Below are 23,303 nucleotides of genomic sequence, written 5' to 3'. Positions count from 1 at the left end.
TTAAATACTTGGGCATATTTTCGCCTGAAAAATCTTCCGTTTTTAATAATCTCCCTGAAAAAGCAATCACATTCCCGCGATCATCATTGATTGGAAACATGACACGCTGATAAAAACGATCTAAAAACTCACCGCTTTCCCTTTGGATAAACAGACCCGATTCTTTCAATAAGTCTTCAGTAACTTCCTCATTTTGGAAAACTTGAGTTAGAAAATCCCTTTTTTGAGGCGCAAAACCAATTTTAAAAGTCTCGATAATCTCTTTTGTCAAACCACGTTCTAACAAATAATCTAGCGCAGGCTCACCAATTTGAGTGTTCATCAACACATGGTGATACAAATCTGCCGCTTTCTTATGTAGTTCAATCAGCTTGCGATTTTGGAGATTTTCTGTCGAGTTTGATTCAATCGTACTGCCCCAGTCAATGGAGACAGGGATTTGTTCTAATTCAGCTACGCGTCGAACAGATTCTGGGAAATTAATTCCTTCAATTTCCTGCAAGAAATTAAAAACAGTTCCACCTTTTCCACAGCCAAAACAATGAAAAATTTGTTTGTCTTCTGCTACTGAAAATGAAGGGGAACGTTCTTCGTGAAACGGACATAAACCCATATAATTTTTGCCAGATTTTTTCAATTGAACATACTGTCCAACAACATCAACAATATTCGTACGTTGCCTTATTTCCTCTATCACTTCTTGAGGAATTCTTTGTGCCACTGTTCTCACCTCCAAAAAATAGCTAAAAGCTAATTCACGTGATCAGTCAGTAAAAAAGCACTGAAATCTTCAGCGCGATTTTCAAAAGACACAATTACACATGTTTCATTGTATCATACTAAACATAATTTTCAAGTAAATTGCATCTTTATTTTCATGAACTGTTTAATTTATTAATAAAATGTACATTAAAATAATTGTAGTGATACAAAGCTATTCTTAATACACGAAAAAACAGATAAATAGAATCTGTTTTTTCGACGAACCAAATCAATTTTTAAGCACCAAGGAATGTGCCCTAGCCTCATTGTCTTATAAGTCTTTAATTGTTTTTCCAGCTTTTTTCAATTGAACGAGTCCAATCAAAATTCGGACTAAAATGTTAAGTAACATCATTACAGCAAATATAGGCAGTGTTTGTTGCGTTAAAAACCCGACTTCTAAAATGCTGTGGAAAAGCATAGCAGCCACATAAATACCACCTACAGTTGTAATTGCCAAGAATATACGTAAAGGATTGAAAGGTAAACAAGCTCTAATAACAGCCATACAACTAATACCTATTAATAAGTAATACATCAAAGTAGTTGTATCCATTTGTGTAAAACCTTTTCCTTGAGCTAACATATAAACCGTCACAATATTCAAAACAACCAATAGCGCATTGACAGATGCATTCCTTAACGCTGTAGGTAAAAACTTCCCTTTTACTTTTCGCTTATCCCCTTCAAACGATAGGAAAAAGGCTGGATATCCTTCAATCGCTAAATCAATCAAAGTTATTTGAATTGGAATAAACGGAAAGGCAACTGCGCTAAATACGCAAATCATTGATAAAATAAATGAGTAAATTGTTTTTATAAAGAATATACTTGCTACTTTTGTTACGTTGTTAACCACGCGTCTACCTTCAAATAAAACGTCTGGTAATGTAGTGAAGTCAGAATCCAATAAGACTAAATTAGAGATCTGTCTTGTAGCACCATCACCTTCTGCCATTGCGATACTGCAGTCAGCCTCTCTCAAAGCCAACACATCATTCACTCCGTCACCTGTCATCGCAACTACGTGATCATTATCTTTTAACTCACGAACAATAATTCGCTTTTGCTGAGGAGTCACACGTCCAAAAACGGTATATTCATGAACGGCTTGACGTACTTCGGCTTCTGTCTCCATTGTTGATAAATCAATGTAAGATTCATAGCCAAAAAGACCAGCACGACGAGCAATGTTTGAAACGGTTACTGGATTATCTCCTGAGATAACTTTGAGATCAATCCCTTCTTCACGAAGATAAGCTAATGTTTCATTTGCATTTTGACGGATAGGATCATCGATTTCCAAAACAGCTAAAGGTTCTAAATAAGGGATGTTTTCTTCGTCTAATGGCGTATTTTCTGCGATTGCTAGCATCAAAACACGATAGCCGTTTTCTTGTGCCTCATTTACTTCTTTTGGTAAGCGATCCGATGCAACTAACTTTTCAGGTGCACCAAGGTAAACGGTGCCAATCTCTTTAAATTCCACCGCTCCCCATTTACGTTCTGAAGAAAATGGTAGTGTCTTTTCAGCCCCATATCGATTAGATAGTTCAAAGTGGTCACGAATTGCTTGCATGGTAATATTGTTATCTGTACTTTCAGCTAAGTAACTACCAATGATTTGCGGAAAGTTTTCATGATGACCAGCATGAAGTACTTCTACTTTTTGAACTTTCATTTTCCCTTCAGTTATCGTTCCTGTTTTGTCTAAACAAAGTGTATCTACATGTGCTAATGTTTCGATGGAATACATATCTTGAACTAAAATTCTTTTTTTAGCTAACTTTACAACACCCGTAGTCAGAGCAATACTAATCAATAGCACTAAACCTTTAGGTAACATTCCTAACAACGCTGCAGCCGATGCCACAACAGACGCCTTCATTCCAGAATCACGAATCAGGAAACCTTCCAAGAATAAAATGATCCCAAGCGGAATAATGACTAAACTTGTAAATTTAGATACTTTTCGAATCGAGTTGACCAGTTCTGACTGAATAGGTTTATGAACTTTTGCTTCTGCTGTGATTTTAACTGCATAATTATCTGCACCAACATGAATCACTCTAGCAAAAACTTGCCCACTGGCTAAAAAGCTACCGGACAACAAAATATCGCCTTCGGTTTTCTCAATTAAATCAGATTCACCAGTTAATAAGGCTTCATTGGCTTCTGCTTTCCCTTCTATTACTTCCATATCAGATGGCACTTGTTCTCCAGCCGAAATCATGACAATATCATCCATTACTAATTCTTTTGTATCAATTTCTACCTCGTTACCATCACGTATTACATGTACACTTTCTTTCGCAACAATGGATAATTTTTGAACTAAATTCCTTGCATGGATTTCTTGATAAATCCCCATTCCCATATTCACTAGTATAATGGCTAAAAAGGCTAAATTGGAATATGCGCCAACAAAGAACAAGCAAATAGCAATTGCAAAGTTTAAAAAATTAAATAGCGTCATCACATTATCGTAAATGATATCTTTGGTTGATTTAGCTACATTCTCTTCATAATTATTTTGTAATCCTTGTTGCTTTCGTTCTTCTACTTCTAATTGAGTCAGTCCTTTTTTTATGTCAAACTTATTTGTCATGAATTCGGTTCCCTACTTTCTCCTTGGTAAAAATACATCTTCTTTAGTTTACTTGTTAATGGAAAGAAGTTCAAGAAAATCCTCAAGAATGCCTTCTTTTTTAAAGAAAAAACGTTCTTGAGGATTAAAAAAAGCGTTCATAATAGCTTATTTGAGCCACCTGATAAATTGTTGATTCATCTTGACGATCTCAGCGTAAAACATGTTTCCGCCGTTACTATATAGATAGCCGCCATTATATAGCACCGCTTGAGGGCGATAATAACGGTACGTTTTTTGATCACCATTTCCAAGCAAAGGAGACAAAATTTCTTTTGAATAACTTTCTGCAAGTCGGATCGAATTTTTTTCACCACGCTCTTTTACATAATCAATATAATCTAGTCCAAAATTGTACGCTTGAACAGCCGTCCAGATATCACAATCAGACTGATTCGCTTTTACAATTGCTTGTGCTAAAAAAGCCGTCCCCACTTCAATACTTTCTTCAGATGTTGTGATCATTTGTTGTTTTCCATAAGCACTCTCACTACTTTGCATCAGGTCATCGGATTTCCCTTTTGATTCAGTATAAATAATGGCTAAAATTAAGTCTTCATATTCAGAGATATTGTTTTCTTTTGCTGCTTGTTTCACTTGCGTTTCATACCCCATCACCTGTTGAACATTCTGGCGAATTTTAAAGCCGAAATAGGCTGAAATTATCACCATCAATAGTAACGACAGGAGTAATATTCTTTTTACGAATTTTATTAATTTGCTCATCTAATCATCCAAACTTTTTGACGTACCAATTATCATACGATATTATTCAAAAAAAATCTAAAAAAAGGTGATTTCTTTAGTTTTCTTTAATAAAAAACAACAATTATAGATTCTCTTTTCAGTTTTAAATCTAATCAAAAAACGCTATACTAAACGAGATAGGTGGTAACGATATGAAAAAGCAAAAAAAGAAGCTTATAACTGCTGATAATAGTTTAATCTATTATGAAATAACGGGTCAAGGTTTTCCTATACTTCTTCTCCACGGAAATGGCGGAAGTGGTTCATACTTTCAAAAACAGATCTCAGCATTTAGTAAGTATTATCGCGTTTATACAATTGATAGTCGCGAGCATGGTCGTTCAACCAACGAAAGCAGCATTCTTTCTTTTGAGCAGATGGCCGAAGATGTATACTTGATTATGAAACAAGAACATGTCAAGCAAGCAGATATTATTGGTTTTAGTGATGGAGCCAATTTAGCAATGGTCTTTACTAAAAATTATCCTGATTATGTTCGCCGCCTAGTATTGAATGCTGGTAACACAGTTGTTAAAGGTGTACGTTTTCCTGTTCGAGTTGCGACAGCTCTTGAATTCGCTCTTTTTCGCTTACTGTCACTATTCAGTAAAAAGGCTAAAAAAAGAGTACGAACCATAAAATTAATGACTACAGACATCGGCGTCTCTACACTTGATTTGAGGCGTTTCAATGTAAAAACATTAGTAATTGTTGGAAAATACGATATCATTAAGTATTCTCATTCGATTTATTTAGCAAAAGAAATCCCTAACGCTTCTTTTGTTATAGTAGATAAACAAGGACATTCTTTTGCAAAAAAGGCACCAGAAATATTCAATAAAAAAATTCTCACATTTTTGAAAGACAAGTAGGTATTTAGAATGAAAAAAATCTTTTATTGGTTCAAAGACCATCTTAGCTATTTTAAAACAATCTTTATTTTTTCTGTTGTTATTATTATCATTCGAGAAATCGTTTCAATTAGCAAGACGATTTCGTTCACACAGTTAGCTTCTATTTTTCAAGATCTTCCCTTGTGGAAAATTATTCTTATGTTCCTTATGGGCCTAGTCGCCGTCCTTCCTATGATCGGCTATGATGTGATTTTGAATCGTATTTTGAAGCAAAAAACTAAACGTATTTTTCTTTTAGAAACTAGCTGGACAATTAATACAATAAATAACGTCGCTGGATTTGGCGGATTGATCAGTATTGGTCTTCGTTCAGAGATTTACGGCAAAGAAAAAGACGGTAAAAAAGTGGTCCGAGCTTTGTCTAAAATTTTAATATTTCTTATGTCTGGGCTTTCTATTTATAGTTTACTAGCATTCTTCTTGGTAGTATTTGGTGATACAAATGACTATCTACAGCAATATTGGATTTGGTTGATTGGCGGTGGTCTTTATTTTCCTGTGGTTTTACTAGCTAGTTGGCTCAAAAAAGATGACTATATCGGTGATGTTGATAATCGGACACGTGCAGGATTAATCTTAACTTCTTTTTTAGAATGGACAGGTGTCTTAGTTACCTTTTTATTGATTGGCTTTTTAATGGGGGTCAAAACGGACCCTCTTCAAGTAGCACCATTATTTATCGCCGCTTCTGTCATTGGTATTGTTTCAATGATTCCTGGCGAATTAGGTAGTTTTGATCTGATGATGATTCTCGGCTTATCAGCACTTGGCATTAACCGTGAAGTTGTCGTTGCGTGGATTTTACTTTATCGCTTGTTTTACTATATCGTACCGTTTATTATTGGTGTTTTTTTCTTTATAAAAAACGTAAGCCAGAATTTAAATGCTCGTTATTCTGGTATACCAAGAGAGTTATCGACAGAATTAGCACATAAATTTGTCGTATTTTTAATGTATTTTTCGGGCATTATGATTGTATTGTCAGCGACGATTCCAGAAGCGTTTACGGAGCTTAAATGGTTAACAAAATTTAATCCCCTATCGTTTCATATTATCACCCAGTTCCCAGCTATTTTACTTGGTTTTTTGTTACTAATTACAGGACGAGGAATTGCCGCTAGAGTTAAACGAGCTTATTGGCCTACAATCGGCTTGATTCTTGCCACATTGATTTATACATTCATTAAAGACTTTAGTTGGGGAGTGATTCTTTTTCTCACCCTTTTACTGATAATCGTAATTTTTTCAAAAGGAGAATTATTCAGAGAACAACTGGTGTATTCTTGGGAAATGGTGACAGTTGATGGACTTATTTTTCTAGCGCTGACTGTATTATATATTGTGATTGGTGTATACAATTTACCTACATTTCCACATCATAAACATCGCTTTATTTCGTTCTTTCTGTTCCCTTCTGAAAAAATTTGGTTTTCCGGATTCATTGGCATTTTATTAGTCACATTGGTTAGTTACTTATTTATTCGCTATTTACAAGGTGGGAAACGCATTATTGGTATCCCTTTAGAGGAGACACGGGCTTTCACTCTATTGAAAAAATATGGTGGAAACACGGACAGTCAATTGATTTTTCTGGAAGATAAAGAAATGTATGTTTACACCGATTCTAATGGCGAAGAGACCGTTTTAATTCAATGTAAAACAGTGAATAACAAATGCATCGTGATGGGGGATCCATCGGGTAAAAAAGAAGACTTCCAAACTGCAATTGAACAGTTTATCACCGAAGCCGATCTTTTGGGCTATCTGCCAGTGTTCTATGAAGTTTCAGAAGAGATTGTGATGTTCTTACATGAATTTGGCTATGACTTTATAAAAATGGGTGAAGAAGCACATGTCGATTTGCCTAATTTTACATTGTCGGGTAAAAAAATGAAAAGCGAACGAGCTGTGATGAATCGTTTTGCCAAAGAAAATTATCATTTTGAAGTTCTTCGCCCTCCTTATTCAGATGTATTGATGGATGAATTAAAGCAAGTTTCTGATGAATGGTTAGGCAGTCGCAAAGAAAAAGGGTTCTCACTTGGGTTCTTTTTGAACCCTATATCCAGCGAGGAGAACTTGCAATTGCGAAAAATCAGGAGAATAAAATCGTTGCATTTGCGACAATCATGCCAACTTATACCAAAGAAGAAGGAACCATTGACTTGATGAGATACAGTAAACATGCGCCTTCTGGTGTTATGGATTACCTTTTTGTTTCTTTATTCAATTACATGAACGAAGAAGGAATGACTTATTTTAATCTAGGAATGGCTCCTTTATCAAATGTCGGTACTTCGAAAAAAAGTTTTATCCAAGAACGGATCGCCTATTTAGTCTATGAATTTGGTTCACGCTTTTATTCTTTTCAAGGTTTAAGAGACTATAAAGAAAAATATGCGTCTAGATGGATTCCTAGATACACCTTATACTCTAGAAACAGTTTTATCGCCTATGTAATGATTGCTATATTAATGATTGATAATGCACCTATTGAAAAACAATCCAAGATTCATGGCGTTCACCGCATATTAAGGAATAGATCCCAACGTTAAAGAACAACGGTTGGACCAGAAACATTTAACTCTAAGAGTTGTTTCTGGCCCGACCGTTTATTCAAATTTAGAAAGCGAAACAAAACTGATCTTTCGTTTTGCTCCTCTCTCATTGTCCTTTTAATCAACCCTACCTACATCGAATTCTCCATTATAACAAGCATTACCAGAAATAATTACCTTATGTTCCCCTAGAGCTTCACGAAATACCTGCACCCAGACAGTTCCTTCACTTTGGACATGCTTTCCCTGATGAATTGTAATCTCTTTGTTTTTTTCTTTGGTGTATATATGATTTAATGAATAGGCGCCCATCACCCCAGATGCCGTTCCAGTGACAGAATCTTCTGTTGTCCCAGAAAATGGAGAAGAAAAATGTCTGGCATAAAATGTACCTGCTTCTCTTGAACACAAAGCAAACGGATGGATTGATGATTTCGGCATTTCTTTTAATATATTCGGAAAATCAGTTGAATTTGGCTGCATTTTATCTAATACGTCTGAATGAACTACAGGCAAAAGCAGCGTCCAAGAACCCGTATTGCCATATTGAATCGGCAAATCTGGATGAATATCTTGCAATTGAATACCAAGACTTTTACAAAGCGCCAACCGATCTCCTTTAAAATCGAGAAACTTGGGTTTTGCTTGCTGCATAGTAATTTTTTTATCTTGGTCATTATAATCTACTGGTAAAACTCCTGCGCCAGTTTCAATTTGCAATCGACGATCTCCTTTTCCCTCCGATAACGCAAACACCGCCCCCATTGTTGCATGACCACAAAGCGGTGTCTCATGACCAGGAGTAAAATACCGTAACTTACTATCCGCTTTTTCACTTGCACAGATAAATACAGTTTCATTAAAGCCTACTTCTCTGGCAATTTCTTGCATTTCTTGTGAATTATAATCATCACCATTCAACACAACCCCTGCTGGATTTCCTTGATTGACAGTTCTAGTGAATGCATCAATCCTTAAAACAGTCCTTCTCATCTTAACTCCTCCTATTTTTGATGATAAGTATACCATATATCGTTAGAAAGAAAATCTGCAGAGATCAAATATTCACAAAAAACCCCGCCAATCTGCAAGAGAAATGCGAGGAATAGCAAAACAAGCCTGATTTTGACTGTTGCTTCAAAATCAGGCTTGTTTGTCCTTTGACTTTTTCCTAAGCATTTCTTAGAAAGCGCCTAAATTATTTGTTATAAAATTGATCCATTTTTTTCTCAACAGCTTCACCACATACATTCGCAAATTCTGCGGATAAACGTCTCAGCTCAATTGCATCTTCTAAAGATAACTCTTCTGTTTGAAATTTTTCAATTAATACCAACAATTGTTCTGTTTTTTTCTTCATGAATATTACCACCTTATTATCTATCAATCACTTGTTCAAATTCCTTTTTTGTTGAATATCTTTGTATAACTTTTTAACTCATTAAGTGTATTGTTTCGTAGATAGGTACTTATTTTGCTCGAATAAAATTATCCGAAATCTCCCCAATAAGCCGTAAAAGCGCAACTTTCTTACCAGTATGCTATTTTTAACGACATCCCAAATTCTTTACGGTCATCAAATAAAACTTCGGTGTGCAAAGCGTTCTCCAAACAAGATAATTTCCCTCTAAAAAACAAATACATATTAACCATATCATAGAAAAAAAATAAAGCAAGTAAAGAAAAAAAGCTATTCGAGATTCCCCTCGAATAGCTTTCAGTTGCTTATTTTACAGTTACTTTACCAATTGACTCATTAGCAGAAACTGTTTGATTTCCTTTTGTTAAATCATAGCTTTCAACCACATCTTGATTAGTGAAAACAACAATCAAATCAGATTTTTTGCCAGCAGCTTCTAAAGCAGCTAAATCAATTGTGGCTACTTTGTCTCCTTGCTTCAAGACTTGACCTTCTTCAACATGTAAAGTAAATGGTGCGCCTTTTAGCTCAACAGTATCTAAGCCCATGTGCAACAATACTTCGATACCAGAATCTGTTTGGATTCCTAATGCATGTTTTGTTGGGAAAATACTTGTGATTTTACCAGAAACTGGTGTAGATACTTCACCATCTGTTGGGATCACAGCAAAACCATCACCCATCATTTTTGCTGAGAATACATCATCTTGTACTTCTGAAATTGGAACCACTTTTCCGTTTGCTACTGAATATAATTCAGTCTCTTTGGCTGTTGCTTTTGGAGCTTCCGTTTTCACTTCAGGCTTTTTTACTGGTTCACCTGACGTAACTGGTGCAGCACCATTACGGATTTTATTCATTTCGTCAGCCACAAATTGAACTTCTGTACCAACAATTACTTGGATATTTGTATCATCGATTACCTTCACACCTGGTACGCCAGCTGCTTTAATTTTTGCTTGGTCAACTTTCCCTGTATCTTTAACAGTTAAACGTAAACGAGTTGTACAGTTATCGATTGACGTAACGTTTGCATCAGCGCCTAAACCTTGGTAGATTTTGTTCGCTAAAGTAGCAAAACGGTTGTCACTAGTCGTATCAACATCGGGTGTTTCTTCGCCATCACCCTCTTCACGACCAGGAGTCATCAAGTTGAATTTTTTGATTGCGAAATCAAATACAACAAAGTATAAAACTGCCATCACTAAACCTTGAACAAGCAACATATACGGTTGATTTGCAATTGGGTTACGTAAACTTAATACAAAATCGACTAGACCAGCACTAAACGCAAAACCTGCTGTCCAGTGGAAAAGTGCTGAAATCAACAATGAAATCCCTGTTAAAATAGCATGTAAAACATATAAAGGCCATGCAACGAACATAAATGAAAATTCTAATGGTTCAGTAATTCCTGTGAAGAATGATGCAAAAGCTGCCGCAATCATTAATGAAGCAGTTGCTTTTTTCTTTTCTGGGCGTGCGTTACGATAAATCGCATAAGCACCAGCTGGTAAACCAAACATCATCATTGGGAAGAAACCAGCTTGGTACATACCAGTGATTCCTTTTTCTCCAGAACCAGACAAGAAGTTACCAATATCATTGATACCAGCAACGTCAAACCAGAATACTGAGTTTAATGCGTGGTGTAAACCAGTTGGGATCAATAGACGGTTAAAGAATCCATACAAGCCAGCACCAACAGCACCTAATTTAGAAATCGATTCACCAAATGTAACTAGACCAGAGAAAACTACTGGCCAAAGGAAAAATAACACACCAGAAGCTACTAGCATTGCTAAAGCTGTCATAATTGGTACTAGTCGTTTTCCACTAAAAAATGATAATGCCATTGGTAATTTTACTTGACTAAAGCGATTGTACATTGCCGCTGCAATCAAACCAGACAAAATCCCGATAAATGCGTTACTAATTTTAGCAAACGCCGGATCAACTTGCTCTACTGGAATTCCTTTCATTGCCCCAACTGCTGCACTTGAAAGTAATGTCGTTACAACTAAGAATGCAACCAATCCACTAAGTGCTGCTGCACCATCTTTATCTTTAGACATACCTAGAGCTAAACCTACCGCAAATAAAATTGGTAGATTATCAATAATCGCTCCACCTGCTTTAACTAAAAAGACAGATAAGAAATTTGGATCTCCTAAACCAGTCATAACGTTTGGATCAATCCAGTATCCAATACCCATTAAAATCGCTGCAGCTGGCAATACAGCTACAGGAAGCATCAACGAGCGTCCCATTCTTTGCATATACGCTTTCATTTTTGTATCTCCCCTTGTCTTTTATTTGATCATCTTCAGCCGTTCAATATGAATGGCCAGATAACCTAATTCTTCGTTTGGTACTTGATAGTGAAAATTTCTCATTAACAAAACTTGAACTTTCTTGGAAATCTCGTAACTTTCCGCATACTTTTTTCTTACGATATCCAAAATCTCATCATCTAATACTGCATACTGACTTTGTTGAAAACGATGAATAAACAAACGTAAATGATTGACCAGCCGTGAATAACTTAGACTCATTTTCTCATCATGAATATTGATCTCTAATTCTTGCTCAATTAAATGAATAATTTCTGAAACGATGGTGACCTCACGAATACTTTTACTATTATCCGTTCTGCCGCTACGAGCACTATGAATATGGATCGCAATATAGCCTGCTTCATCATAACTAAATGGAATTCCAAGTGTTTGTGTCAAGTAATCAACTGCCCATTGAGCAATCGAAAATTCTTCACTATAGAGAATCTCAATCTCATTCAACAGTTTATTGCGCACAATAATATTATTTTGAATATTTTCTGCCGCAAATGCAATGTGATCACTCAAACCAATATTAATATGTTCATTCAGTTTTTCTCCAAGAACCGTCTCAGCATGTGTGATGATTTCTTCTGTGACAAAAAAATATTTTTCATCAATTTGCGATAATAAAACTTGAAGCTTTTTCAAGCCCTCAGGTTCCATTACAAACATTCGCTCCACCTGTTGTGGGGATAACAAATCATTTTTCTTTTTATTAAAACCCACGCCTTTACCAACTGCCACTTTTTCCTGTCCTTTATCAAGGACCAGTACCGCATTTTGATTGAGCACCTTTTTGATTTTCATAAACATTCCTCTTCTGCAGAAGTAGATTGTTCGCTAACTTGCGTCAGGACAACAAAAAAGCATAGAACAATCCCGTCAAAATATGAGTATATCATATTTTAATGAAATTCTTCCATGCCTAGTATTATCTAGTCACATGAAAACGCTATTCTTGTTTTGTTAACAGTGTTAGTTTACAAAGATATAGACCATTTGTCAATCATTTTGATTCATTTTTCCATACTGGTTAAAAAAATCTAGCACTTGTCGATTAAATAAAAGAAAAACGAGAGTGTTCTCAGCAATAAGAACGCCCTCGCTTACTTTTTATTCTTCCTCTTCAGGATCTGCGTACTCATCTTCATCATCAAAGTCATCATCTACATCATCTTCGTCAATGATTGTAAGATCTTCTTCGATCCCTGGTAGTTCTTCTTCTTCATCGTCAGAATCTGCGCCGATTTCTTGAAGATCTGAATTATACGCTTTGATTTCTTCATCTTCTTCATCGTCATCATCATAAAGAATGTCGTCTTCATCTTCATCCGTCAATTCGGCATCTTCCGGATCATCATCGTTGTAGTCGATCACATCTTCATCATTGGCATCAATAATAAATGCATTGACTTTCTTACGTTTTCTACGGCGTGGCTTATCTTCTTCATCATCTTCTAAACCATGAGTTACTTCTTCGTCGATAGAATCAATTGGATACCATGAGCGCAAGCCCCAACGGTTATCTCCTAAAGAGATAAAACTGCCATCAATATTTAAGTCAGTATAAAATTGTGCCAAAGAGTCACGAATTTCGCTGTCAGATTTTCCAAGATAATTTTGAATTTGGTTTACTAGATCAGAGAAGTCCATTACATCTTCACGTTGTTCTAAAATTGCGTGCGCAACTTCGATCATGGATAATTCATCTTTGTTAAACCCGTCAAATACATTAATTTCCAAACGGTACACGTCCTTTCACAGTCTACTCCTTATCATACAAAAACATCAAGAAAAAATCAATTGATTCTTTCATAATTACGCAGTAAATTCTAGTTCCAAATGATATTCCCCAATTTTTTCAGCTTGAGAGTATAAATCATAATCAACCAAAATACTTCCTGCAACAGGTTGATCCTTCAAACTAAAACGCAAATTTTGGGTAAATGTACTGATTTGAAAAAGACCATAAGGTGTTTTATAGCTTGTTTCTATACGTTCTTGGTAGGCAAACTTCAAACGCATTCTCATTTCACCTGCACGAATCAATTGTATGGTTCCATCTGGTTCAACTTTAATTGTCACGGTCACCGCTTCGCCTTCTTCTTGTTCTTCTTTGTAGCGAATATATAAGGTATCTCCTATTTTGACAATTTGCCCCTCTAAATCAAAATAAAAATTTTTCTTTTCCCCCGCCTGATCCACAACTGTTTTTAGTTGAATAGATACTGGCGTTCCTTGTGATAAATCCATTAAAAGCACTCTCCTTAATATAAATACATACCGGGCTAATCCTGCCTAAACAGAAAAATAAGACAGCATGTGAAAGCGCACTGACTTATTTCGCCTTTTTCAAATACTTAGCGCCTATTAATAGCTGTACAATCAGACCAATGCTTCTGCAATCGTCTGATCAATAACCAGAATGGTGCAGCATTTTCCAAGCAATAATGGCTTAATACTTTCGGCCTTTTCTTTGCCACAGCCAATAATCATTACATCTGGTATATTAACCAAGTCTTCTGCTTTGATTCCAAGCATTCGTTTACTTATTTCATTGTTCACTGTTTGTCCTTTTTTGTCAAATAAGGACGCTACTGCATCGCCCTTAACCCCAGTTTCTTTAATAATAGCCAATTCTTTTGTGCCTATATACCCAAGCCGTTTCCAAGTAGAACTTTCATTAGGATTTCCCACACCGATAATCGCAAAATCGACATTTTTGGCTACATCCATTGCTTTTCCAACTAACTGTGTTTCGTTTAAAACCTCTGCTAATTGGACACTTTCAGCTAATGCAGGAGCATAAAAATACTGACAGCGACTATTTAGTTTTTCCGCTAATCGGAAGACTAAATGATTCGTATCGAAATAAAGATGCTCACTAGATACTCCGCCAACCAAAGGACAAACATTCATCGTTGGAAATGAACAATAGGGCATTTCATCAATCATGTCAGCAAGAGTTGTGCCCCAAGATAACCCTACATTCATTTCTGCTTTCAAGCGCTCTTTAAGGTAAAATGCAGCGGATCGGCTGACTTCCCGTTGTAAAGATTCCGCTTGACTCTGATCATTGGCTGGGATCACAATGACATCATTTAGCTGGTATTTTTTTTCCAAACGCAAACCAAGTTCAACGGCATAGGCAGATTCATCCTTGATCGAAATTGAAACAACGCCAGACTCCTTCGCCTGCTGCAAAATTTTAGAAATAACAGGACGTGAAATCCCCATCTCCTTAGCAATTACTGCTTGTGTGAGGCCTTGTTCATAATACATCGTGACGATTTTCAGCATTTTTCTATGGTCTTCACTAATTTTCATTTTACATTATTAACCTCTACCATTAATTCCTCTATTGCTTGGACGATGGATTCAACTTGCGGGATCGCCTTAGACTCTAATATCTTTTGGGCCGGCATCGGTACAAATGCTCCGCCTAACCGAACAATTGGTGCTTTTAATTGCATCGCAATGTCAGATTCTGCGATGATAGAAGTGAGTTCTGCACTAAATCCGCTATTTTTAACAGCTTCTGTCACGACAATTGCTCGTTTCGTTTTTCTAACTGAGCGTAAAATCGTCTCGGTATCTAACGGTACTAATGTTCTTGGATCAATTACTTCAACTGAAATTCCTCGTTCTTTTGCAATGGCTGCGGCTTCTAATGCTTTATTCACCATTATTCCTGTTGCAATGATACTTACATCTTCCCCTTCATGTTTGATATCAGCAACACCAATTGGAATCATGTAGGGTTCATTTGGGACATCACCACTTGTTTTGTATAATAGTTTATGTTCATAAAACATAACAGGATTATTATCTTTTACCGCGGCGTGAAGCAACCCTTTTGCATCATAGGCATTAGAGGGTTGAATAACTTTTAATCCTGGTATATGAGCCATCCAATTTTCTAAGCTCTGTGAATGTTGAGCTGCTGCTCCTGTACCGGCTCCTGCCGCTGTCCTCATTACCAAAGGAACATTCGCTTTTCCACTATACATGTAATGAATTTTTGCTGCTTGATTAACCAACTGATCCATTGCCACAGTAATAAAATCCGAAAATTGAAGTTCCATGACTGGACGCATCCCAGTCATTGCAGCGCCTACAGCTGCGCCTGCAATTGCACTTTCAGATATCGGAGTATCCCGAACACGTTCTTGACCATATTTTTCTTGAAGTCCTTGAGTAGCGCCAAAGCCTCCGCCATAAACGCCAATGTCTTCTCCTAACAAAAAAACACGTTTATCTTGCGCTAAGGCTTCATCAAGCGCTTCATTGATTGCTTGTAAATAAGTGATTGTTCTCATTTTTCATCCTCCGCATAAACATGAGTCCATAAATCTTCCCCAATTGGCTCATCATCCATTTTTACTGACTCAACGATATCCGATAACTCTTTTCGAATAGTCAATTCTAGATGCCTAATATCACTTTCTTGCAACGTTCCATTTTTAATCAATTCGTTTTCCAAACGTAAAATCGGATCATTATGTTCTTGCCATTGACGGCATTCTTCTTCTGATCGATACATCAACTTATCTGATTTAGAATGACCTTTATGACGATAGGTCAACGCTTCAATCAAGGTTGGTCCCTCACCACTTCTAGCTTTGGCTACAGCCTGAGACACGGCTTGTGTCACTGCACTTAGATCATTTCCATCAATTGTCACGCCATCAATACCGTAACTTGTTGCTCGATCTGAAAGTTTGTCAATATTGACCATCTGTTGAATCGAACTGCTCATGCCATATTGGTTGTTTTCTATAAAATAAACAACAGGCAACTGCCAAATAGATGCTAAATTCAACGCCTCGTGAAAACTTCCTTCGTTCGTAGCTCCATCCCCTGCATAGCATAAGACAACTTGATCTGACCCTTGCATTTGTGCGCTCATAGCTGCACCAGCAGCAATAGGGAAACCAGCGCCAACAATGCCATTAGACCCCAAATTACCTACATCTAAATCAGCAATGTGCATACTACCACCTTTGCCTTCATTTGTCCCAGTTTTCTTTCCAAGCATTTCAGCAAACATACTTCTAATGCTTGTTCCTTTGGCAATACAATGCCCATGGTTTCTATGTGTGGAAACAATCCAGTCACTTTGTTTTAAAATCCCTGCTCCACCGACAGCTGTGGCTTCTTGTCCAATACAAAGGTGCATTGTTCCATAAAGTTCTCCAGCGTCAAAAAGCTCTTGAATCATTTCTTCAAAAATACGGATTTCCCACATTTTTTTTAACGCTTCTATATTATCTATTCCGTCAGTTGATTGAGTCTTGATCCCTGTTTGGTTCATCTGCTCACTCCTTTACATTTGTTCTTCTAAGAATCATATGTAAATATTCTATAGGTTTATTGGAACTATAGCAAGATTTTCTTTATTATTTTTTTATTTCCTTAAAGTTTTTCAACTTTCCTAATGATTTCTACACAGATAAGCATGATTTTTCTTTTAAATCGTTTATAATAGAACATGGAGGTGGAAACCTATGTTATTTCACGATGAAGAAGCAATGCTTTTTTGTATGCATTGCCAAAAAGAGACACTTCACGATATTCAATATATGAATGAAATCATTTCGAGTATTGAATGCGAGGAATGTCATAACCAAATGAGCATCGATATTGATGCAATGAATCATTTCTATCATTATTTATATGAGCGTTTAGTTTCTAAACCTGGTCGCTTAACTGAAGAAGCAAGACAAGATTTCAGTAAGTTTTTAGCCACCATGCCAATGCGGATTATCAGTAAACCTATGCGTTTTACGAATGAATATAATCAAATGAATAAAGAAGTGAAAGACTATGTGTCTCGCGCAAAACAGGATGATGAGTTAGATGATTAATTTAAATGAGCACTTTACATCGAACCCCGTTTTTTTATATGACCAAGGTTGTTTAAGGAAAGAAGACTACTTTCTACCTTTTGCATTAACCGATACGTTAACGACTTTTTCTGGTATCAATCAGCAAACCATTATTCATTTTTGGCAACTTGATCATGCGATGATTCTTGGTATGAAGGATACCCGTGTAACAGATTTGGCAAATGGTTTAACGTCTTTAGAACATGACGGTTACAATGTAGTCATTCGTAACGCTGGAGGCCTTGGCGTGATTGCGGATGAAGGCATTTTAAATGTCTCATTGATTCTTCCTAATCCATCTAATAAAAAACTAAGTATAGACGAAGCGTACACGTTCATGTGGCATTGGATGAAACAAGCATTTGAAGATTCTTCCCATATAATTTCAGCTTTTGAAATTAAGGAATCCTATTGCCCAGGAACCTTTGATTTAAGCATAGATGGAAAAAAATTTGCTGGTATTGCCCAACGTCGCGTAAAAGATGGAACGGCTGTAATGATTTACTTAAGCATTAATGGAGATCAACAACAACGTGGTGAAAGCGTCCGCCGTTTTTACCAAGCAAGTTTACATGAAGAATTCGGGAAAAATGGCTATCCTCCAGTTAATCCTGCTGTGATGGCAAACTTACAAGACCTACTTCAACGACCATTGACCGTTACTGAAGTAAAAAAACGATTAGTAGATGTATTATTAGAAAACACATCCATTGTAATGGACGAACAAACAGTACCGACACTAATGACATCTGAATGGTTCACTGCCGAAATAGAAAAACAAATGCAAAAAATGACCCAACGCAATCAATTATTAATACCTTAACATTCAAATGAAAAACCTATCTTATTCAAATTTTCCGCTGTAAGCCACAGCCAAAGGAGTGAAATGATGTCAACCCCTTATAAGTATCAAATTTTACCTATTGAAAAGGTTTTTCGAGACCCTGTTCATAATTACATCCATGTTCAGCATCAAGTTATTTTAGACTTGATTAATTCGGCTGAAGTTCAGCGTTTACGCAGAATCAAACAATTAGGCACATCTTCTTTCACCTTTCATGGTGCAGAACATAGCCGTTTTGCTCACTCTTTGGGTGTTTATGAAATTACTCGACGTATTTGTGATATTTTCCAACGAAACTATTCCTCTGATCATTTAGGAGAAGAAGGATGGGATGATAGCGAACGTCTCGTAGCTTTATGTGCAGCATTGCTTCATGATGTTGGTCACGGACCTTATTCGCATACATTTGAACATATCTTCAATACGAATCATGAAGCGATCACAGTTGAAATCATCACCTCACCAGAAACAGAAGTATTTCAAATTCTGAATCGAGTGTCAGCCGATTTCCCTGATAAAGTAGCAAGTGTTATTACTAAACAATACCCTAATCCTCAAGTTGTTCAAATGATTTCCAGCCAGATCGATGCAGATCGCATGGATTATTTATTACGAGATGCCTATTTTACTGGAACGGAATACGGAACATTTGATTTGACCAGAATTTTGCGTGTGATCCGTCCTTATAAAGATGGCTTGGCTTTTGCGATGAACGGGATGCATGCAGTTGAAGACTACATTGTCAGTCGTTATCAAATGTATGTGCAAGTCTATTTTCATCCTGTTTCTCGTGGAATGGAAGTAATATTAGATCACTTGCTTCATCGTGCCAAAGAATTATACGAGCAACAACCAGAAGATTATCAATTACATTCTCAATTGCTTGTACCCTTTTTTAATGGTACTTTTTCATTACAAGAATACTTAAAATTGGATGATGGTGTGCTGAATACTTACTTTACCCAATGGACATCTTTACCTGATCCAATACTTAATGATTTAGCCAACCGCTTTTTAATTCGGAAACCGCTGAAATCGGCAACTTTTTCAGGGAATAAAGACTCCGTTACGATTCGTCATTTAAAAGCCTTAATTGAAAAAGTTGGCTATAATCCTAAATATTATACAGCGATTAATTCAAGTTACGACTTGCCTTATGACTTCTATCGCCCAGAAAAAAATAGCCATCGCACTCAAATTGAAATTATGCAAAAAGACGGCACCTTAATCGAATTATCAAAAGTCAGTCATTTAGTTGCAGCCCTTGCTGGCCAAACTCAAATTGATGAACGTTTTTACTTTCCTAAAGAAATGGTTGATCCTAAACGGCAACAGCATTATGATTTATTTGATGATACGTATCGGGAATTTTCGGCCTATATCCATAATGGCGCATTAGTTGAAGGAAAAAATTAGAAAAGCGACTTACAGGAGGAACTTATGTCAATTAAACTAGTTGCAATAGATATCGATGGTACACTACTTGATTCAAACAGAAAAATCACCCCAAAAGTGAAAGAAACACTGAAAAAAGCCAACGAAAAAGGCATCTACATTGTTTTATGCACAGGACGCCCGCTCCCTGGTGTAAAAGAACAGTTAACTGAATTAGAGCTCTATGGAGACAATGATTTTGTAATTACTTATAACGGTTCTTTAGTACAAGCGACTAAAACCAACGAAATCATTTCTCGCTATACACTAAGCCATGATGATTTCTTAGAAATCGAATATATGGCTAGAAAAGTAGGCGCACATCTTCATACTATTGATGACAAAGCCATTTATACTGCAAATCGAGATATTGGGAAATATACTGTACATGAAGCTCATTTGGTTGATATGCCGCTGAAATATCGAGCAGTTGATGAAATGACTCCAGATATGTCGATTATCAAAATGATGATGATCGACGAGCCAGAGATTTTGGATCAAGCTATCAGTCAATTACCAGAAGAATTTTCTTCTAAGTATACAACTGTTAAGAGTACCGATTTTTATTACGAGATTTTAAACAAAGAAGCGAACAAAGGGAATGCATTAGCCAAGCTTGCTGATCATTTAGGTATTTCCCAAGCCGAAACAATGGCCATTGGTGATAATGAAAATGACTTATCTATGATTGAATATGCTGGTGTTGGTGTTGCTATGGGTAATGCAACTGAAAGTGTTAAACGTGCAGCCGATATTCATACAACAAGCAATGATGAAGATGGTGTAGCAGAAGTTTTACTGAAATATATGTAAAATAAGACAATAAAGCAGATTGCAACGATCGATGCAATCTGCTTTTATTATTTAGTTTGACAATGGTTAATTCATTCTTACAAAAACTTTGACTCTCACAATTCAATCCCTTTATAATCTATTTCTATCTGAACTTGTACATTATAAAGAATTTATCGCGTTCTTTTGATTCGCTTTCCATTTTTTTACTGCCCATTTATGGCTGCCTCTTTTAAGCAAATCAATACTCTCATCAACAGAAACCCAGCGTAATGTGTTTGTTTTTTCCAAAGGTTCACAAATCTGCTTCCAACTATCCGCTACAAAAAAATAACCTGGATTGTAATAATCTGTTTTACGATGTCTCGAATGGAAATATTCATCCGCCTGTCCTAAATATTCACCAATAACTACTTCAACACCCAATTCTTCTATCATTTCTCGATGTATCGCTACTTCTTTGGTTTCTCCTTGCTCGATTTCTCCGCCAGGTAAAAAGTATGCCCCATTTGGCGCTTGGACCAACACAATTTCTGCTCCATTGTTTCTTGATACAATAATATACGCACCCAGTCTTTTTTTATATACCAATGTTTCCGATTTTTCACCAAATGATGGTGTTTCCATAAAAACAACTCCTTTATCGTTTGACTTAATTTTACATGAGAATTTTCTCATGAACAAGTAATATCTTATCATTTCACTCACAATTTTAGTTCAGTCTATGCTACTATGAAAATGATGATAGGTTCTTTTGGAATTTATCCAGATTACCCACTTTTGAAAGGAAGATGATTCATATGAAAATGGCTCATACTTGTGTTCGTGTCAAAGACTTGGAAGCCTCACTAGACTTTTACCAAAAGGCCTTCAATTTTGAAGAAAGCCGCCGTCGTGATTTTCCAGAACATAAATTTACTTTAGTTTATCTAACATTGCCTGGTGATGGCTATGAATTAGAGTTAACGTATAATTACGATCATGAAGCATACGATTTAGGAAATGGCTATGGTCATATTGCGATCAGCACTGACGAAATCGAAAAATTACATGAAGAACAAAAAAATGCAGGATTTAATGTTACGGATATGAAAGGGTTACCTGGAACACCACCATCTTACTATTTCATTACTGATCCAGACGGGTACAAAGTCGAAGTTATTCGTACTCGCTGATAGTCAATGAGCGGTTATTCACTTTTTAGGTTCATTCTAATCAGTGAATGACTGTTTCTTTTTTCTTATTTATCTTGAACTATACATAAATAACTATTTTACAAATAAACGAAGGACGTGATTAAGTGACAACAACTATTGGTATAGCAGGAAATCAAATTATTAAATCTGTAGATGTTTTTAATGGAAACCATGTAACCTATACACCTCAAGGATTCGTAACCGCCGTTCAAAATGCAGGCGGATTACCTATTGTTTTGCCCATTGGTAAGGCAGAATCTGCCAGTGGCTATGTAGCAAAAATCGATAAATTATTATTAGCAGGTGGACAAGATATCTCCCCAGAATTTTTTGGACAAGAACCTCATCCAAAATTGGAAGAAACAAATAAAAATCGTGATCTTTTTGAAATTGCACTGATCAAAGAAGCAATAAAACAACAAAAACCAATTTTTGCTGTTTGTCGTGGTATGCAGCTACTAAATATTGTTTTAGGAGGAACCTTATATCAAGATCTCTCCTTGTATCCTGATTGGAAAATCAAGCATGGGCAACAACCAACCCTCCCTCAATTTGCAACACATGCTATTCAAATCGAAAAAAACAGCTCCCTATATCAATTATTTGGTAAAGAGTATCGTGTTAATTCTTATCATCATCAAGCAATCAACAAACTAGCACCTACACTAAAAGTCACTGCGATGTCAACTGACGGTATTGTAGAAGGCGTTGAATCTGTTGATACGGCACAGCGACTGCTAGGTGTTCAATGGCATCCTGAACTACGTTTTGAAGTAGATGAGAAAGAATTCAAACTCTTTGACTATTTTGTAAATAAACTATAAAAAAAGAAGTTTCTGGCGTATAACCTAATTCGTTATACGCCAGAAACTTCTTTATTCCTCTAGAAATCTGATTAAAAATCAAACTTCTCTGGATTAGACCCAAAACGTTCATTTTTATTCAACTGATTAATTTGCTCCATGTCTTCATCCGTTAATTCAAAATCAAAGACATCTATATTTTGTTTGATTCGTTCTTGATGGACAGATTTTGGAATAACAATGATATCATTTTGTAAATGCCAACGAATAATAACTTGAGCAGGTGTTTTATTGTATTTTTTGCCTATCTCAACCAGTATAGGCTCTTCTAAAATATTCCCTTGCCCTAACGGCGACCAAGCTTCAACTGCGATATTATTCTCTGCTAAAAATGCACGTAATGGCTCTTGTGTCAACCTTGGATGAAGCTCTATTTGATCAAGTACAGGCACAACCTGGGCATCTTTTAATAAATCCTCCAAGTGATGTTGATGGAAATTAGATACACCAATTGCCTTAGCACGACCACTCTGATAAATCTCTTCCATTGCACGCCAAGAATCTTTATATTTCCCTTTTACCGGCCAATGGATTAAATATAAGTCGACATAGTCTAAACCTAATTTATTTAGACTTTCATCAAAAGCCTTTAACGTTGATTCGTATCCTTGATCTGTATTCCATAATTTTGTTGTAATAAAAATCTCTTCCCGTGGAACACCAGACATTCGAATGCCTTCTCCTACACTGACCTCATTTTTATAAACTTCAGCAGTGTCAATCAATCGGTACCCTGCTTCTAACGCCCATTTGACTGAATTCATAGCCTCTTCTCCATCTTGGGCTTTCCAGACACCTAAACCCAACCGTGGAATAATTGATCCATTTGATAATTTTTTCGTTTTTTCAACAGACATATTTTTCATCCTTTCTAAAGCACGACTCTTATTTCATTATAC

General features: G+C 36.3%; 21 protein-coding genes and 1 pseudogene. 8 read left to right on the top strand and 14 right to left on the bottom strand.

What is annotated here, in order from left to right; translation table 11 throughout:
* The 3 genes from dnaG to A5880_RS15940 form a co-directional block, all read right to left on the bottom strand.
* Positions 1 to 721, bottom strand: a 721-nt coding sequence (dnaG, locus tag A5880_RS15950) for a DNA primase (protein WP_336577242.1), incomplete at its 3' end; no start/stop codon positions are given.
* A 312-nt stretch (positions 722 to 1,033) separates the two neighbouring features.
* Positions 1,034 to 3,370, bottom strand: a complete 2,337-nt coding sequence (locus A5880_RS15945; protein ID WP_086330035.1) for a cation-translocating P-type ATPase — start codon at positions 3,368 to 3,370, stop codon at positions 1,034 to 1,036.
* 147 nt (positions 3,371 to 3,517) lie between these two features.
* Entirely contained in the window at positions 3,518 to 4,135 is a 618-nt protein-coding gene (locus A5880_RS15940) for a lysozyme family protein (RefSeq protein WP_086330034.1), read from the bottom strand.
* Positions 4,136 to 4,308: 173 nt separating this feature from the next.
* Here A5880_RS15940 and A5880_RS15935 point away from each other — a divergent pair, with 173 nt between their 5' ends.
* Together A5880_RS15935 and mprF are read left to right on the top strand one after the other, a co-directional pair.
* A complete protein-coding gene (locus A5880_RS15935) occupies positions 4,309 to 5,028 on the top strand; it encodes an alpha/beta fold hydrolase (RefSeq protein ID WP_086330033.1) in 720 nt (239 codons plus the stop codon).
* A 9-nt stretch (positions 5,029 to 5,037) separates the two neighbouring features.
* Positions 5,038 to 7,625, top strand: a pseudogene (gene mprF, locus A5880_RS15930) (bifunctional lysylphosphatidylglycerol flippase/synthetase MprF).
* Positions 7,626 to 7,745: 120 nt separating this feature from the next.
* On the opposite strand, the gene A5880_RS15925 reads toward mprF, so the two are convergent.
* From A5880_RS15925 to A5880_RS15885, 9 genes are all read right to left on the bottom strand, one after another.
* Positions 7,746 to 8,621, bottom strand: a complete 876-nt coding sequence (locus tag A5880_RS15925) for a PhzF family phenazine biosynthesis protein (protein WP_086330031.1) — start codon at positions 8,619 to 8,621, stop codon at positions 7,746 to 7,748.
* A gap of 205 nt (positions 8,622 to 8,826) precedes the next feature.
* Entirely contained in the window at positions 8,827 to 8,988 is a 162-nt protein-coding gene (locus tag A5880_RS15920) for a hypothetical protein (RefSeq protein WP_179190373.1), read from the bottom strand.
* A gap of 365 nt (positions 8,989 to 9,353) precedes the next feature.
* Positions 9,354 to 11,339 (bottom strand): N-acetylglucosamine-specific PTS transporter subunit IIBC, encoded by a 1,986-nt coding sequence (nagE, locus tag A5880_RS15915; RefSeq protein WP_086330030.1) that lies wholly within the window; start codon positions 11,337 to 11,339, stop codon positions 9,354 to 9,356.
* Between the two features lie 21 nt (positions 11,340 to 11,360).
* The gene (locus tag A5880_RS15910; protein WP_086330029.1) at positions 11,361 to 12,194 is read right to left on the bottom strand and encodes a PRD domain-containing protein; all 834 of its coding nucleotides are present in this window, start codon (positions 12,192 to 12,194) and stop codon (positions 11,361 to 11,363) included.
* A 306-nt stretch (positions 12,195 to 12,500) separates the two neighbouring features.
* On the bottom strand, positions 12,501 to 13,130 hold the full coding sequence (gene rpoE / locus A5880_RS15905) for a DNA-directed RNA polymerase subunit delta (RefSeq protein WP_306298342.1): 630 nt from the start codon (positions 13,128 to 13,130) through the stop codon (positions 12,501 to 12,503).
* A 75-nt stretch (positions 13,131 to 13,205) separates the two neighbouring features.
* Positions 13,206 to 13,640, bottom strand: a complete 435-nt coding sequence (locus A5880_RS15900) for a YwiB family protein (RefSeq protein WP_086330027.1) — start codon at positions 13,638 to 13,640, stop codon at positions 13,206 to 13,208.
* A 132-nt stretch (positions 13,641 to 13,772) separates the two neighbouring features.
* Positions 13,773 to 14,714 (bottom strand): sugar-binding transcriptional regulator, encoded by a 942-nt coding sequence (locus A5880_RS15895; RefSeq protein ID WP_086330026.1) that lies wholly within the window; start codon positions 14,712 to 14,714, stop codon positions 13,773 to 13,775.
* Complete coding sequence (locus A5880_RS15890; protein WP_086330025.1) at positions 14,711 to 15,706, bottom strand: alpha-ketoacid dehydrogenase subunit beta; 996 nt, start codon at positions 15,704 to 15,706, stop codon at positions 14,711 to 14,713. The genes A5880_RS15895 and A5880_RS15890 overlap by 4 nt, the downstream gene beginning before the upstream one ends.
* Positions 15,703 to 16,701 carry a thiamine pyrophosphate-dependent dehydrogenase E1 component subunit alpha gene (locus A5880_RS15885; RefSeq protein ID WP_086330024.1) on the bottom strand — a complete coding sequence of 333 codons (999 nt, stop codon included), beginning with the start codon at positions 16,699 to 16,701 and terminating at the stop codon, positions 15,703 to 15,705. The genes A5880_RS15890 and A5880_RS15885 overlap by 4 nt, the downstream gene beginning before the upstream one ends.
* A gap of 193 nt (positions 16,702 to 16,894) precedes the next feature.
* Here A5880_RS15885 and A5880_RS15880 point away from each other — a divergent pair, with 193 nt between their 5' ends.
* The 4 genes from A5880_RS15880 to yidA all read left to right on the top strand — a co-directional run bounded on the left by A5880_RS15880 (position 16,895) and on the right by yidA (position 20,366).
* Entirely contained in the window at positions 16,895 to 17,254 is a 360-nt protein-coding gene (locus A5880_RS15880) for a hypothetical protein (protein WP_086330023.1), read from the top strand.
* Positions 17,247 to 18,098 (top strand): lipoate--protein ligase family protein, encoded by an 852-nt coding sequence (locus tag A5880_RS15875; RefSeq protein ID WP_086330022.1) that lies wholly within the window; start codon positions 17,247 to 17,249, stop codon positions 18,096 to 18,098. Before A5880_RS15880 ends, A5880_RS15875 begins: the two co-directional genes overlap by 8 nt.
* Positions 18,099 to 18,164: 66 nt before the next feature.
* Positions 18,165 to 19,535 carry an HD domain-containing protein gene (locus tag A5880_RS15870; RefSeq protein ID WP_086330021.1) on the top strand — a complete coding sequence of 457 codons (1,371 nt, stop codon included), beginning with the start codon at positions 18,165 to 18,167 and terminating at the stop codon, positions 19,533 to 19,535.
* A gap of 24 nt (positions 19,536 to 19,559) precedes the next feature.
* Positions 19,560 to 20,366: a sugar-phosphatase gene (gene yidA, locus A5880_RS15865; protein ID WP_086330020.1), complete on the top strand. Its 807-nt coding sequence runs from the start codon at positions 19,560 to 19,562 to the stop codon at positions 20,364 to 20,366.
* A gap of 141 nt (positions 20,367 to 20,507) precedes the next feature.
* Here yidA and A5880_RS15860 read toward each other — a convergent pair whose 3' ends face one another.
* Positions 20,508 to 20,972 (bottom strand): NUDIX hydrolase, encoded by a 465-nt coding sequence (locus tag A5880_RS15860; RefSeq protein WP_086330019.1) that lies wholly within the window; start codon positions 20,970 to 20,972, stop codon positions 20,508 to 20,510.
* 173 nt (positions 20,973 to 21,145) lie between these two features.
* Between A5880_RS15860 and gloA the strand changes: the two genes are divergently transcribed.
* Together gloA and A5880_RS15850 are read left to right on the top strand one after the other, a co-directional pair.
* A complete protein-coding gene (gene gloA, locus A5880_RS15855; protein ID WP_086330018.1) occupies positions 21,146 to 21,520 on the top strand; it encodes a lactoylglutathione lyase in 375 nt (124 codons plus the stop codon).
* A 125-nt stretch (positions 21,521 to 21,645) separates the two neighbouring features.
* The gene (locus A5880_RS15850; protein ID WP_086330017.1) at positions 21,646 to 22,365 is read left to right on the top strand and encodes a gamma-glutamyl-gamma-aminobutyrate hydrolase family protein; all 720 of its coding nucleotides are present in this window, start codon (positions 21,646 to 21,648) and stop codon (positions 22,363 to 22,365) included.
* Positions 22,366 to 22,436: 71 nt separating this feature from the next.
* Here A5880_RS15850 and A5880_RS15845 read toward each other — a convergent pair whose 3' ends face one another.
* Positions 22,437 to 23,261 (bottom strand): aldo/keto reductase, encoded by an 825-nt coding sequence (locus A5880_RS15845; protein WP_086330016.1) that lies wholly within the window; start codon positions 23,259 to 23,261, stop codon positions 22,437 to 22,439.
* Between the last annotated feature and the right edge of the window lie 42 nt (positions 23,262 to 23,303).

Source organism: Enterococcus sp. 4G2_DIV0659, assembly GCF_002140715.2.
Taxonomy (GTDB): Bacteria; Bacillota; Bacilli; order Lactobacillales; family Enterococcaceae; genus Enterococcus_L; species Enterococcus_L mansonii.
Note: the sequence above shows the minus strand (reverse complement) of the source record. Positions and strands in the feature narration are given on the sequence as shown.